General features: G+C 71.6%; 12 protein-coding genes. 11 read left to right on the top strand and 1 reads right to left on the bottom strand.

Annotated features, from left to right (window positions below; translation table 11 throughout):
- Positions 1 to 106: 106 nt before the first annotated feature.
- The gene (locus GE300_RS10025; RefSeq protein WP_154446423.1) at positions 107 to 1,327 is read left to right on the top strand and encodes an aminopeptidase P family protein; all 1,221 of its coding nucleotides are present in this window, start codon (positions 107 to 109) and stop codon (positions 1,325 to 1,327) included.
- Between the two features lie 60 nt (positions 1,328 to 1,387).
- Here GE300_RS10025 and GE300_RS10020 read toward each other — a convergent pair whose 3' ends face one another.
- Entirely contained in the window at positions 1,388 to 3,676 is a 2,289-nt protein-coding gene (locus tag GE300_RS10020; protein ID WP_154446422.1) for an OmpA family protein, read from the bottom strand.
- A gap of 230 nt (positions 3,677 to 3,906) precedes the next feature.
- On the opposite strand from GE300_RS10020, the gene pyrH reads away from it, so the two are divergent.
- From pyrH to lpxA, 10 genes are read left to right on the top strand one after another with little or no spacing between them, the layout of a single operon-like run.
- On the top strand, positions 3,907 to 4,677 hold the full coding sequence (gene pyrH, locus GE300_RS10015) for a UMP kinase (protein ID WP_154446421.1): 771 nt from the start codon (positions 3,907 to 3,909) through the stop codon (positions 4,675 to 4,677).
- Between the two features lie 13 nt (positions 4,678 to 4,690).
- Positions 4,691 to 5,257 carry a ribosome recycling factor gene (gene frr, locus GE300_RS10010; RefSeq protein WP_154446420.1) on the top strand — a complete coding sequence of 189 codons (567 nt, stop codon included), beginning with the start codon at positions 4,691 to 4,693 and terminating at the stop codon, positions 5,255 to 5,257.
- A 17-nt stretch (positions 5,258 to 5,274) separates the two neighbouring features.
- On the top strand, positions 5,275 to 6,006 hold the full coding sequence (gene uppS, locus GE300_RS10005; RefSeq protein WP_154446419.1) for a polyprenyl diphosphate synthase: 732 nt from the start codon (positions 5,275 to 5,277) through the stop codon (positions 6,004 to 6,006).
- Positions 6,003 to 6,875 carry a phosphatidate cytidylyltransferase gene (locus GE300_RS10000; protein ID WP_154446418.1) on the top strand — a complete coding sequence of 291 codons (873 nt, stop codon included), beginning with the start codon at positions 6,003 to 6,005 and terminating at the stop codon, positions 6,873 to 6,875. Before uppS ends, GE300_RS10000 begins: the two co-directional genes overlap by 4 nt.
- Positions 6,876 to 6,879: 4 nt before the next feature.
- Complete coding sequence (gene dxr / locus GE300_RS09995) at positions 6,880 to 8,058, top strand: 1-deoxy-D-xylulose-5-phosphate reductoisomerase (protein WP_154446417.1); 1,179 nt, start codon at positions 6,880 to 6,882, stop codon at positions 8,056 to 8,058.
- Between the two features lie 36 nt (positions 8,059 to 8,094).
- Positions 8,095 to 9,444 carry an RIP metalloprotease RseP gene (gene rseP, locus GE300_RS09990; protein WP_154446416.1) on the top strand — a complete coding sequence of 450 codons (1,350 nt, stop codon included), beginning with the start codon at positions 8,095 to 8,097 and terminating at the stop codon, positions 9,442 to 9,444.
- Between the two features lie 40 nt (positions 9,445 to 9,484).
- A complete protein-coding gene (gene bamA, locus GE300_RS09985; RefSeq protein WP_154446415.1) occupies positions 9,485 to 11,824 on the top strand; it encodes an outer membrane protein assembly factor BamA in 2,340 nt (779 codons plus the stop codon).
- Between the two features lie 2 nt (positions 11,825 to 11,826).
- Positions 11,827 to 12,444: an OmpH family outer membrane protein gene (locus GE300_RS09980; RefSeq protein WP_154446414.1), complete on the top strand. Its 618-nt coding sequence runs from the start codon at positions 11,827 to 11,829 to the stop codon at positions 12,442 to 12,444.
- A 7-nt stretch (positions 12,445 to 12,451) separates the two neighbouring features.
- Complete coding sequence (gene fabZ / locus GE300_RS09975; protein WP_154446413.1) at positions 12,452 to 12,931, top strand: 3-hydroxyacyl-ACP dehydratase FabZ; 480 nt, start codon at positions 12,452 to 12,454, stop codon at positions 12,929 to 12,931.
- A 4-nt stretch (positions 12,932 to 12,935) separates the two neighbouring features.
- Positions 12,936 to 13,736 (top strand): acyl-ACP--UDP-N-acetylglucosamine O-acyltransferase, encoded by an 801-nt coding sequence (gene lpxA / locus GE300_RS09970; protein ID WP_154446412.1) that lies wholly within the window; start codon positions 12,936 to 12,938, stop codon positions 13,734 to 13,736.
- Positions 13,737 to 13,744: the final 8 nt, after the last annotated feature.

Here is a 13,744-nt window from a genome sequence, read left to right as displayed (position 1 = left end):
GCAGTCGCCGCCGCGACCGCCTGTCGCCGCGACGACCCTATGTCCTGAACGCCCGGATGCTGCGCCGGGCAGATGCGTCCCGCCCGGCCCTGGACGAGGATGCGACATGCTTCAGACCCCCGAACGCCCCGACCGCTTCACCTGCCACAACGGCGCCAGGGCGCCGCTGCCGTTCGACGCGCCTGAGTATGCGCGGCGGCTGGCCGCGTTGCGCGGCATCATGGACCGGCACGATCTGCCGGCGGTGCTGCTGACCTCGATGCACAACATCGCCTATTACACCGGGTTCCTGTACTGCAGCTTCGGCCGGCCCTACGGCTGCGTGGTCACCGCGGACGGCTGCACCACGGTCAGCGCCAACATCGATGGCGGCCAGCCGTGGCGACGCTCGCACTGCGAAAACGTGATCTACACCGACTGGCAGCGCGACAACTTCTGGCGGGCGGTGGCGGCGCTGGTCGGCGCCCCCGGCCGGCTGGGCATCGAGGGCGATCATCTGACCCTGGCCGCGCGCGACGCGCTGGACCGGATCTGCGGCCCGCTGCAGCTGTGCGACATCGCGCCGGCGACCGCCGCGGCGCGGATGCGCAAGTCGCCGGCCGAGATCGCGCTGATCCGCGAGGGCGCGCGGATCGCCGATCTGGGCGGCGCGGCGATCCGCGACGCGATCCGCCCCGGCGCGCGCGAGATCGACGTCGCCATGGCCGGCCGCGACGCGATCGAAGCCGAGATCGCCCGCGCCCATCCGGGCAGCGAGCTGCGCGACAGCTGGGTCTGGTTCCAGTCCGGCCCGAACACCGACGGCGCGCACAACCCGGTGACCACCCGCGCGCTGCGCCCGGGCGATCTGCTCAGCCTGAACGCCTTTCCGATGATCTCGGGCTACTACACCGCGCTCGAGCGCACGCTGCACCTGGGCGCGCCCGACGCCGAGACGCTGCGGCTGTGGCGCGCCAACGTCGCCGCGCACGAGCTGGGCCTGTCGTTGCTCCGCCCCGGCGCCCGCTGCGCCGAGATCTGCGCCGAGCTGAACCGGTTCCTTGCCGGCGAGGGGCTGCTGCAGCATCGCAGCTTCGGCTACGGCCATTCCTTCGGCATCCTCAGCCACTACTACGGCCGCGAGGCCGGGCTGGAGCTGCGCGAGGACATCGACACCGTGCTGGAGCCGGGCATGGTGGTGTCGATGGAGCCGATGCTCTGGGTGCCCGAGGGCCGGCCCGGCGCCGGCGGCTACCGCGAGCACGACATCCTGGTGGTCACGCCGGAAGGCGCCGAGAACCTCACCGGATTTCCCTACGGCCCCGAGGCGAACGTGATCGCCGCCTGAGCCCCGGCTGAGCCCCGGCTGAACCCCGGCTGAGCCCCGGCTGTCCCGGGTCAGGTCCGGTCAGCCGCGCACCCAGACCTCGACCCGGCGATCGGCGGCGCCGCCGGCGTCGGCGCCGCAGCTTTCGGGCGCCAGCGCGCCCAGGCCGACGGCGCGGACCAGGGTGTGATCCATCCGGCCGCCGTCGTCGAGACGGGCGAGCATCTGGCGCACCAGGCGCGCGGCCAGCCGGCTCAGCTCCAGGCTGCGCACCGGATCGCCGGCGTCCTCGGCATGGCCGATCAGGAACAGCTCGGGCGGCTCGTGATCGGCGGCGAAGTCGGCCACCCGCGCCAGTGCCGTCTCGGCCTCCGGCGTCAGCCGGTTGCTGCCGGCCTGGAAGCGGATCTCGACCGGCAGCCGGCGCGATACGGCGACGTTCGCCAGCGCCCGCTCCAGCACCGCCCGCCGCCGTGCCTCGGTGCTCGCCTCCAGCGCCGTCTCCAGCCGGGCCTGAAGCGCCGACAGCGGCCCCGGTTCCATCCCCGCCGCGATCAGCCCGGCGGCGGCATCGGGCGTTTGCAGCGCGGCCAGCGCCGCCTCGGCCAGCGGATCCCGCGGCGCGGCCGTCAGCGCGATCGAGAAGCCCAGCGGATAGGCGCCGGTGCGCACCGTCGTCGCGTCCGCCGGCAGTGCGAAACCGCAGTCCGACACCAGCGGCAGCGCCCGCGCCGGCGCCGCCAGCGCCAGCGTGCCCAGGCCGATGGCGGCCGGATCGCGCGCGACCTCGGCGGCCAGCGCGGCGACGGTCTCGACCTGGATCAGCGGCACCGCCGCGCGGATGCCGGTGTTCGCCAGCAGCATCGCGTCGCGCAGCCCGGACAGCGGATGATCCGCCGGCAGCCCGACCAGCGTCACCGGACCCGGCGCGCCGTCCAGCTCGCTCCAGTCGGGAACCTGCCCCGCGATCACCGCGCGCAGCTGCGCAAGGGTCAGGCCCCGCACCGGGTTGTCCGGGTGCACCAGCGCCACCAGCGCGTCATGCGCCACCACCGGCCCGCCGCCGTCCGACGCGCCGGCTGCCACCGTGGGCAGCGGCCACAGGTAGCCGTCGGCCGCGCCGGCGTCGAGCAGGGCCTGCGCCTGCGCCGCCGTCGCCGCGGGGCGCGCGACCAGCAGCGCCTCCGCCGCACCGCCGTCCCGCGTCAGCGGCACGGCCCGGGTTCCGACCGGCACCTCGGGGCCGGGCAGGGCGCTGGCGCTTCCGGCCTGCAGCCCGCCGTGGCCGGCGATGCCCGCCGCCAGCGCCGGCAGCAGCGGATCGACGGCGAAGTCCGGCCCGGCCACGACCACCTGACGCGCCGGCGGTGCGATCCCGGCGGGTGCGGCCGGCGCCGCCGGTTCCGGCCCGTCCGCGGCATCGGCCGGAGGGTCCGCTGCCCCTGCGGGCGGCGGCGCGGTGCCGGCGGCGGCGGGAGCCTCCGGTCCGGATGCCGGCGGGCCTGCGGGCGCATCGGCCTTCGGCCCGTCGTCCGGTGGCGCGTCGTCCGGTGGCGCGGCGTCTCGTGGTGCGTCGTCTTCTGGCGCGTCATCCGGTGGCGCGGCGTCCGGTGTCCCATCATCTTGTGGCCCGGCATCTTGTGGCCCGTCATCTTGTGGCCCGGCATCTTGTGGCACTGTCTCGGCGTCCTCGCCGGAATCGGGCGCGGCGTCGGCGTTGCGGTCGGCGGTGGCGTCGGCATCGTTCCCGATGTCGTCCACGGCGTCGGCTTCGGAGAGCCCGAGGGTCATGTCGGGTGCGTCTTCGCCTGCGGACGGCGCTGCCTCGGCCAGCCTTGGCCAGCCGGTCTGCGGGCAGCCTTCGCCGGCGCATTGCACCAGTGCCAGCGGCACGGTTACCGGGCCGGCGACCGTTGCCAGGGTGAGCGTCCGCGCGTCCTGTGCCTGGATCAGCCCGCGCAGTCGGACCGAGCCGGACCTGCTGCGCAGCGTGACGCCGCCCTCCGCCGATTCGGCCGGCGTCTCCGCCGCCGCCGGCGGCGGCAGATCGGGGCAGGCCGGGCCGCTGCAGCGCAGCGCGTCGGCGGCGAGCGTCAGCTCGCCCAGCCCGGTGGCGATCGTGTAGACCCCGTGCGCGTAGGACAGCAGCCGGCCGCTGACCGACACCCCGCCCGCGGGCGTCTCCAGCAGCACCTGCGGCGACGTCGGCGCCGCTTCCTGCGCCTGCGCGGCAGTTTCCTGCGCCTGCGCGGCAGTGGCCAGCTGCGTGGCCAGCAGCCCGGCCAGCATGGCGGCCGCCCGCGTGACCGGCACGGCGGCCCCGGTGCGGCGGCGGCGCGCTCCGCGTTCCGCCCTGTTCAGGTCTGCCATGTCGTCGTCCCCCTTCGCGCTGCGGCCCTCGCGACGGCCGGAATCCGCGCCGGAATCCCCGCCGCGCGCCGCGCGCCCGGGTCCGAGGATTCGGGACTTCCGGCCGAGGATCAAGCGCCAACGTCGCCCATTCCCGCGGTATTCCCGAATCCGCGCCGTTTCGACGTTGAACCGCCCGGCGATTTCCGACATTTTAGCGGCGCCGACAACAGCGGGCGGAGCAGGAGAACATGACAGTGGCCGAAAACGCACCGATTCCGACGTACGAGCGGGTGATGCTCAAGGTGTCGGGCGAGGCGTTGATGGGCCCCCAGGGTTTCGGCCTGCATCCGCCCACGGTCGAGCGGCTGGCCGGCGAGGTCAAGAAGCTGCACGATCTGGGTGTCGAGATCTGCATGGTGATCGGCGGCGGCAACATCTTCCGCGGCCTGCAGGGCAGCGCCCAGGGCATGGAGCGCACGACCGCCGACTACATGGGCATGCTGGCGACGGTGATGAACGCGCTGGCGATGCAGTCGGCGCTGGAGACGCTGGGCGTGTTCACCCGCGTGGTATCGGCGATCCCGATGGACCAGGTGTGCGAGCCCTACATCCGCCGCCGCGCGGTGCGGCACCTGGAAAAGAAGCGCGTGGTGATCTTCGCCGCCGGCACCGGCAACCCGTTCTTCACCACCGACACCGCGGCGACGCTGCGCGCTTCGGAGATGCGCTGCAAGGCGATCTTCAAGGGCACGCAGGTCGACGGGGTCTACGACAGCGACCCGAAGACCAACCCGGAGGCCAAGTTCTATTCCCGCATCAGCTATGACGAGGTGCTGGCCAAGAACCTGCGGGTGATGGACGCCGCGGCGATCGCGCTGGCGCGCGAGAACCGGCTGCCGATCGTGGTATTCTCGCTGAACGCGCCCGACGGGCTGGCCGGCGTGGTGCTGGGTCGGGGCAAGTATACTGTCGTCGGGCCGAAAGAGCCCGAGGTGCTGGGCGCCGCTGCGAGCGCCTGAAGGAGCAGGAAGAATGAGCGACGACAATACCGACGAAGTCGATCTGGACGCGCTGGAAAAGCGCATGGACGGGGCGCTGGCCGCGCTGCGGCACGAGTTCGCCTCGCTGCGCACCGGGCGGGCCTCGGCGTCGATGCTGGACCCGGTGACGGTCGAGGCCTACGGCACGCCGACGCCGCTGAACCAGGTGGCGACGATCAACGTGCCCGAGTCGCGGATGGTCACGGTGAACGTCTGGGACAAGAGCCTGGTGAACGTGGTCGACAAGGCGATCCGCAATTCCGGTCTGGGCATCAACCCGGTGATGGACGGCACCACGCTGCGCCTGCCGATCCCCGAGCTGAACGAGGAACGCCGCCGGGAACTGGCCAAGCTGGCCGGGCAGTACGCCGAGCAGGCCCGCATCGCGGTGCGCAACGTGCGCCGCGACGGCATGGACCAGCTGAAGAAGATCAAGGGCGAGATCGGCGAGGACGAGGCCAAGCTCTACGAGGACGAGATCCAGCAGCTGACCGACGCCGAGATCAAGAAGATCGACGCCGCGCTCGAGGCGAAGCAGGAAGAGATCATGCAGGTCTGACCTGCCTGGCCCTCGCAATGCCCAACACCCGCGCCCTGCATCGTCGACCGCAGCCCCGGCATGTCGCCATCATCATGGACGGCAACGGCCGCTGGGCCCTGCGCCGCGGCATGCCGCGCCTCGCCGGCCACGCCCGCGGCGTGGAGCGGCTGCGCGGCATCCTCAAGGCCTGCCCCGACCTCGGGATCACGCATCTGACGCTCTATGCCTTCTCGACCGAGAACTGGCGCCGCTCCTCGGACGAGGTGTCGGGGCTGATGCGGCTGTTCCGGCGCTACATCCGCAAGGAAAGCGTCAAGCTGATCGAGGCCGGCGTGCGGGTCCGGTTCATCGGCAACCGGCACCGGCTGGACCGGGACCTGCAGGAGCTGATGGGCTGGCTCGAGGACGAGACCGCGCGCTTCACCGAGCTGCACGTCACCGTCGCCATCGACTACGGCGGCCGTGACGAGATCGCCCGCGCCGCCGGCCGCGCCGCGCTGGCGGTCGAGCGCGGCGAGATGGCCGCCGCGCAGCTGGACGAGGCGGTGCTGGACGGATTCATGGACACCGCCGGGTTGCCGGACCCCGACCTGGTGCTGCGCACCTCGGGCGAGGTGCGGGTGTCGAACTTCCTGCTGTGGCAGGCGGCCTATGCCGAGTACGAGTTCCTCGACGTGTGCTGGCCCGACTTCACCCCGGAAATGCTGGCCGGCTGCGTCGAGCGCTACGGCCAGCGCGAGCGCCGCTACGGCGCCGTGGCGGAATGACCGGCGGCCCCGACGAGACCCCGGATCAGCGCGGATCGGACCATGCGGCGGACCCCGGTTCGGTTCCGCCGCGGCCGATCCGGGCCTATCCCGACCTGGGCGTGCGGCTGGCCTCGGCGATCGTGCTGATCGCGATCGCGCTGATCGACTTCTGGCAGGGCGGCGTCTGGGTCACCGCGCTGGTCACGCTGGGCACCGGGCTGATGATCTGGGAGTTGCGGCGGATGCTGACGCCGCGCCTCAGCCTGAAGGATCCGGCGATGTGGTGCGCGATCACGGCCGGCGGCGCCAGCATCGTCGTCACCGGCTTCCACAGCCTCTGGGTCGGGCTGGTGCTGCTGCCCGCCGGGGTGATCCCGGTGCTGCTGGTGCGGCGCGGCCACACCTTCTGGATGGCCGCCGGGATCGTCTACATCTCGGTGGCGATGGCGCTTCTGGTCGAGATGCGGCGGCACCCGGAATTCGGCTTCCCGCTGGTGCTGTGGCTGGTCTCGGTGGTGATCGCCGCCGACGCCGGCGCCTATTTCGCCGGCCGGCTGATCGGCGGGCCGAAGCTGTGGCCGAAGGTCAGCCCGAACAAGACCTGGGCCGGGGCGATCGGCGGGCTGGTGCTGGCGGTCGCGGTCGGCGCCGGGTTCTATTTTGCCGGCCAGGTGACGCTGCCCTGGCTGGTGGCGCTGTCGGCGGTGCTGGCGATTGCCAGCCAGGCCGGCGATCTGCTGGAAAGCTGGATCAAGCGGCGCTTCGGCGTCAAGGACAGCTCCAGCATCATCCCCGGCCACGGCGGGCTGCTGGACCGGTTCGACGGGCTGATCGGCGCGCTCTGGGCCTATGCGCTGCTGACGCTGGCCGGCGTGGCGGGGGGCTAGCGCCATGCGCCGCCGTGTCGCGATCTTCGGCAGCACCGGCTCGATCGGGCAGAACACGGTCGAGCTGCTGCTGCGCCAGGGCGGTCCCGAGGCCTACGAGGTCGTCGCGCTGACCGGCGCCGGCAACCTGCCGCTGCTGGCCGAACAGGCGCGCGCGCTGCGCGCCGGGCTGGCGGTGACCGCCGACGACGCGCGCGGGCCGGATCTGGCCGAGGCGCTGGCCGGCACCGGGATCGAGACCGCCGCCGGCGCCGATGCGCTGCTCGAGGCCGCGCGTCGCCCGGCGGACTGGGCGATGTCGGCGATCGTCGGCGCCGCCGGCCTGGCGCCGGGGCTGGCGGCGGCGCGCCACGGCGGCGTGCTGGCACTGGCGAACAAGGAAAGCCTGGTCTGCGCCGGGCCGCTGCTGCTGGACGCCTGCGCCGCGCACGGCACCACGCTGATCCCGGTGGACAGCGAGCACAGCGCCATCTTCCAGGCGCTGCGCGGCGAGGACCGCGCCGGGATCGAGCGGCTGCTGCTGACCGCCTCGGGCGGGCCGTTCCGCACCCGCACCCTGGCCGAGATGGCCCGCGCCACCCCGGACGAGGCGCGCGCGCACCCGAACTGGGACATGGGGCTGCGGATCTCGGTCGACAGCGCCACCATGTTCAACAAGGCGCTCGAGATGGTCGAGGCGCAGGTGCTGTTCGGCATCCCGCCCGGGCGGATCGAGGTGGTGGTGCACCCGCAGTCGATCATCCACTCGATGGTTGGCTTCGCCGACGGCTCGATCATCGCCCAGCTGGGGCCGTCGGACATGCGCGGCGCGATCGGCTACGCGCTGAACTTCCCCGAGCGCGCGCCGCTGCCGGTCGAGCGGCTGGATTTCGCCCGCCTGGCGCGGCTGGACTTCGAGCCCGAGGATCCGGCGCGATTCCCGGCGCTGGGTCTGGCGCGGCAGGTGATGGCGGCGGGCGGGCTGAGCGGGGCGGTGTTCAACGGCGCCAAGGAGGTCGCGCTGGACGCGTTCCTGGACCGGCGCATCGGCTTTCTGGACATGAGCCGCCTGGTGGCCGACGCGCTGGACGCGCTGGGACCGGCGGCGGCGGCCGCCACGGCGGGCATTTCCTTGCAGGACGTCATGGGGTATGACCGGCAAACACGCGAGTTCGGCCGTGTCTGGGTGGAACGCCACGGCTGATCCCGCAACGCCGGAAGAACTGGACAGGTAGGTGTCATGGAATTCATTTCGGACCTTCCGGTCGTCGGCGGTTTCCTGTCGTCGGCGATCGCCTTCGTCGTCGTCCTCGGCGTCGTCGTGTTCGTGCACGAATACGGGCACTACATCGTCGGCCGCTGGTGCGGCATTCGCGCCGAGGTGTTCTCGATGGGCTTCGGCCCCCGGCTGGGCGCCTGGGTCGACCGCCGCGGCACCCGCTGGCAGGTCTCGGCGCTGCCGCTGGGCGGCTACGTCAAGTTCGTCGGCGATACCGACGGCTCGTCCCGCACCGACCCCAAGCACCTGGAGGCGCTGAGCGAGACCGAGCGCGCGCACAGCTTCCACGGCGCCGCGCTGTGGCGCCGGGCGCTGACCGTCGCGGCGGGCCCGGTGGCCAACTTCATCCTGTCGATCCTGGTGTTCGGGCTGATCGCGCTGTGGGCCGGGGTGCCGGCCGACGGTGCCCGCGTCGGCGAGGTCAGCGTGCTGCCGGGGCAGCAGGCGAGCGATCTGCGCCGCGGCGATCTGATCCTGGAACTGAACGGCGCGCCGGTGGCCGATTTCGCCGAGCTCTACGAAGCCGCGAACGAGATGGAGACCGCCGGTCCGGTCCGCCTGCTGGTCGAGCGCGACGGCCGCCGGCTGGAGCTGACCACGCCGTTCCCGCTGCCGCCGCTGGTGCAGGGGGTCGAGCCGCTGTCGGCGGCGGCGAACGCCGGTCTGAAACCGGGCGACTTCATCCGCGCGGCCGACGGCGAACGGCTGCATTCGTTCGGCGATCTGCGCGACGTGGTGCTGAACTCGGGCGGCGACGAGCTGGAGCTGGAGGTGGTGCGCGGCGACGTGCTGCTGACCCTGCCGATCACCCCGCGCGAGGTCGAGCGGGTGAACCCCGACGGCACCGTCGAGACGCGGGTGATGATCGGCGTCGGCGGCGACGTCCTGATCTACCCGCTGACCCGGACCCCGACGCCGTGGCGCGCGCTGGCCATCGGCGTCGAGCGGATGTGGGAGATCATCACCCTGTCGCTGACCGGTATCGGCCACATCATCGCCGGCAACCTGAGTGTCGACAATCTGCAGGGGCCGCTGGGCATCGCGCAGATCTCGGGCGCCAGCGCGGCGCAGGGCGCGGGCAACCTGATCACGCTGATTGCGGTGATCTCGACCGCGGTGGGCATGCTGAACCTGTTCCCGATTCCGGTGCTGGACGGCGGCCACCTGCTGATGTTCGGCTACGAGGCTGTTGCAGGCCGGCCTCCGGCCGAATCCATTATGCGCATCGCGATGTCTCTGGGACTAGCTATGGTGCTGTTGCTCATGCTAATGGCTACATATAACGATCTTGTGCGGTTGCTGGTCAGCTGACCGGCGCGCGTCAAAAGGTGGCAACGGGGGCAGAGGCAAGATGACAGGGCGGGCAGTCCAGGTACCGGGTCGCAGGCACATCACCAGCTTCGCGGCAAGCGTCGCGCTGCTCGTCGCGGCGGCGGCGCCGCTGGCGCAGGCGCAGGCGGTTCGGGTCGGACAGATCGTGGTCGAGGGCAACCGGCGGGTCGAGGACGACACCATCCGGGTGTTCTCGGGGCTGGAGCAGGGCGCGGTGGCGGACACCGCCGAACTGAACGCGGCGCTGCAGCGCCTGTTCGACACCGGCCTGTTCGAGGACGTCTCGGTCACGCCCGCCGGCGGGCGCGTCGTAATCGAGGTGGTCGAGAACCCGACCATCAACTTCATCAACTACGAGGGCAACCAGCGGCTGGACGACGATGCGCTGGCCGAGGTCGTCTCGCTGCGCGCGCGGCAGCCGTTCTCGCGCGCCAGGGCCGAGGCCGACGCGCAGGCGATCCAGCAGCTCTACGCCCAGTCCGGCCGCATCAACGCGACCGTGGTGCCGAAGATCATCCGGCTGGACGACAACCGGGTCAACCTGGTCTACGAGATCCGCGAGGGCGCGATCACCGAGGTGCAGCGCATCAGCTTCGTCGGCAACGAGGCCTATTCCGACCGCCGGCTGCGGCGGGTGATCGAGACCGGGCAGGCCGGGCTGCTGAGCTGGCTGTTCACCAACGACACCTACAACCAGGAGCGGCTGGAGCTGGACAAGCAGCTGCTGCGGGACTTCTACCTCGACCGCGGCTACGTCGATTTCCAGGTCACCGCCGCCTCGGCCGAGTTCGCGCGCGAGCGCGACGCATTCTTCCTGACGTTCCGCATCGACGAGGGCGCGCAGTGGGATTTCGGCCAGATGGGTGTCACCGTCTTCGCGCCGGGTCTGAACGAGGCCGAGTTCGCGGCGCTGATCAACGTCCGCCCCGGCGAGACCTACTCCGCCAAGAAGCTCGACCGCATCGTCGAGCGGATGTCGTTCCTCGCCGGGCAGAAGGGTTTCGCCTTCGTCGAGGTCACGCCGCGCGTCACCCGCGACGTGGCGCGGGGCCGCGTCAACATCGACTTCGAGCTGATCGAGGGGCCGCGCGTGTTCGTCGAGCGGATCGACATCCGCGGCAACCGCGAGACCGTCGACCGGGTGATCCGGCGCGAGTTCCGGGTGGTCGAGGGCGACGCCTTCAACGCCCGCGAGCTGCGCGAGGCCGAGCAGCGGCTGCGCGCGCTGGGCTTCTTCGAGCGGGTCGAGGTGCGGGTGCGCGAAGGCTCCGCGCCGGGCCGCGCGATCATCACCGTCGATGTCGAGGAACGTCCCACCGGCTCGCTGACCTTCGGCGCCGCCTACGGCTCGTCCGAGGGGATCACCGGCACCGTCTCGCTGTCCGAGCGCAACTTCCTGGGCCGCGGGCAGGCAATCTCGCTGGAGCTGGCCTCGGGCGCGGAAAGCAACGTTGTCTCGTTCCGTTTCGTCGAGCCGAAGGTTTTCGACCAGAACCTGTCGGCGGGGTTCACCGCGTTCTACCGCGAGTTCGAGTACGACGAGTCCTCGATCAACACCACCCGCGCCGGGCTGCAGCCGTTCGTCGGCTTCCCGCTGTCCGAGGATTCGCGCCTGTCGGTGCGCCTGCGTGTCAGCCAGGACAAGATCGACGTCGTCGACAGCGCGGTGTCGCCGATCCTGCAGCGCGAGGCGGGCGAGGAGTTCAGCCTCGGCGTCGGCTTCACCTACACGCTGGACAAGCGCAACTCGCCGATCGACCCGACCGCCGGCTTCATCTTCAGCCTCGACCAGGAACTGAACGGTCTCGGCGGCGGCCCGCAGTACTCCAAGACCACCGCCACCGCCCGCACCTACACCAGCCTGTTCGACGAGGAGGTCGTGCTCAGCGCCGAGGTCGAGGGCGGCGCGCTGGTGTCGTTCAACGACGAATCGCGCTTCATCGACCGGTTCGTGCTGGGCGGCGACAGCTTCCGCGGGTTCGAGCGCGGCGGCCTCGGCCCGCGCGACGTCTGCACCGCCTGCGGCGGCACCGGCGGCACCGAGAACGTCAACGACGCGCTCGGCGGCAACATGTTCGCGGTGGCGCGGCTGGAGGCGACGTTCCCGGTCGGCCTGCCGCCCGATCTGGGGATCTACGGCGGCGTGTTCGCCGATGTCGGCTCGCTCTGGTCGCTGTACGACACCGCCGGCGCCTCGGGCACCGTCGACGACAGCTTCAACCTGCGCAGCTCGGCCGGCGTGTCGCTGTTCTGGGACACCGCGATCGGGCCGCTGCGCTTCAACTTCGCCCGCCCGATCGTCAAGGAATCCTTCGACGAGGAAGAATTCTTCCGGGTGACGATCGACACCCGGTTCTGAGCATGCCCGCCCGGCGGCATGTCCTCGCGCTGCTGGCGGTGCTGCTGCCGGCGGCGCCGGTGGCGGCGCAGGACGGCGATTTCCCGGTCGCGCGCAGCGCCGAGCAACCGCCGGCGTTCCTGATCCTCGACCAGGACCGGCTGTTCTCGGGCTCGCGCCACGGCCGGCAGATCATCGACCGGAACGAGGCCGAGGCCGACGCGCTGCGCGCCGAGGGCGAGCAGCTCGACCGGCAGTTCGAGGCCGAGGAGCGGACCCTGACCCAGCGCCGCAGCGAGCTGGAGCCGAACGAATTCCGCCGCCTGGCCGACGCCTTCGACGAGAAGGTCGTCGCCACCCGCCGCGAGCAGGAGGAGAAGGCCGCGCAGCTGAACCAGCGGATCGAGCGCCGCCGCCGCGAGTTCTTCCGCCGCGTCGGCCCGGTGCTGCTGGAGATCCTCGAGCAGACCGGCGCGGTGGCGATCATCGAGCAGCGCTCGGTACTGATCGCAAAACAGGATTTGAACATCACCGACGAGGCGATTAAACGCTTGGACACGACCTTCGTGGGCGAGCAGCACCAAGACCCGGACGCCGGCGACGCCGCGACCGACACCGATCCACCGGGCGACGAGGAGTAGGACGACCATGGGACACACAGCCGTCGACCCGGAGCTTGGCCAGGCCGACATCCACCTGATCAAGCGGCTGATCCCGCATCGCTACCCGTTCCTGTACATCGACCGGGTGATCAACATGGTGCCGTCCGAGCGGGCGGTCGGCGTGAAGAACGTCACCGCCAACGAGCCCTACTTCGCCGGCCACTTCCCGGCCAAGCCGGTACTGCCCGGGGTGATCATCATCGAGGCGATGGCGCAGTCCGCCACCGCGCTGGTGTCGTGGTCGACGGACCTGAACGACAGCGGCGCGCTGGTCTACTTCATGGGCATCGACAAGGCGCGGTTCCGGCGCGTGGTCGAGCCCGGCGACCAGCTGGAGCTGCACGTGCAGGTGATCCGCAAGGGCGCCAAGGTGTGGAAGTTCAGCGGCGCCGCCAGCGTCGGCGACGAGGTCGCCGCCGAGGCCGAGTTCATGGCCATGATCCAGCGCCCCGAGGCGGAGGGCTGAGCCCATGCCGATCGACGCAACCGCGCAGATCCACCCCTCTGCCATCGTCGGCGAGGGTGCCGCCATCGGCGCCGACGTCCGCATCGGCGCCTATTGCGTGGTCGGCGACGACGTCACCATCGGCGACGGGACCGAACTGAAGTCGCATGTCTCGATCGACGGGCACACGGTGATCGGCCGGCGCAACGTGATCTTCCCCTTCGCCTCGCTCGGCCAGCGCCCGCAGGACCTGAAGTACCAGGGCGAGCGCACGCTGCTCGAGATCGGCGACGACAACGCGATCCGCGAATACGTCACCATGAACCCCGGCACCGTCGGCGGCGGCGGCGTCACCCGCGTCGGCTCGGGCAACCTGTTCATGAACCACGTCCACGTCGGCCACGACTGCATCGTCGGCGACGGCACGATCTTCGCCAATGCGGCGACGCTGGGCGGGCATGTCAGCGTCGGCGACCGGGCGGTGATCGGCGGGCTGGCCGCGGTGCACCAGAACTGCCGCATCGGCGCCGGCGCGATGATCGGCGGGCTTGCCGGCATCGCCGCCGACGTGATCCCCTACGGCACCGCGCTGGGCGAGCGTGCGCACCTGGCCGGGCTGAACCTGGTCGGGCTGAAGCGCCGCGGCGCCGACAAGGAACACATCAACGGGCTGCGCGCCGCCTATGCCGCGCTGTTCCAGGGCGAGGGCACGCTGACCGAGCGCATCGCCGGCGTGACCGAGGCGCACGGCGACAACCCGCTGGTGGCCGAGGTCCTGGACTTCATCTCCGACAGCTCGGCGCGCCACCTGACGACCCCGGGCTGAGCGGCCGC

It is taken from the genome of Halovulum marinum (genome assembly GCF_009697225.1).
In the GTDB taxonomy this organism is placed as follows: Bacteria; Pseudomonadota; Alphaproteobacteria; order Rhodobacterales; family Rhodobacteraceae; genus Halovulum; species Halovulum marinum.
The sequence above is the reverse complement of the archived record's forward strand: the minus strand, read 5'-3'. Positions and strand labels throughout refer to the sequence as shown.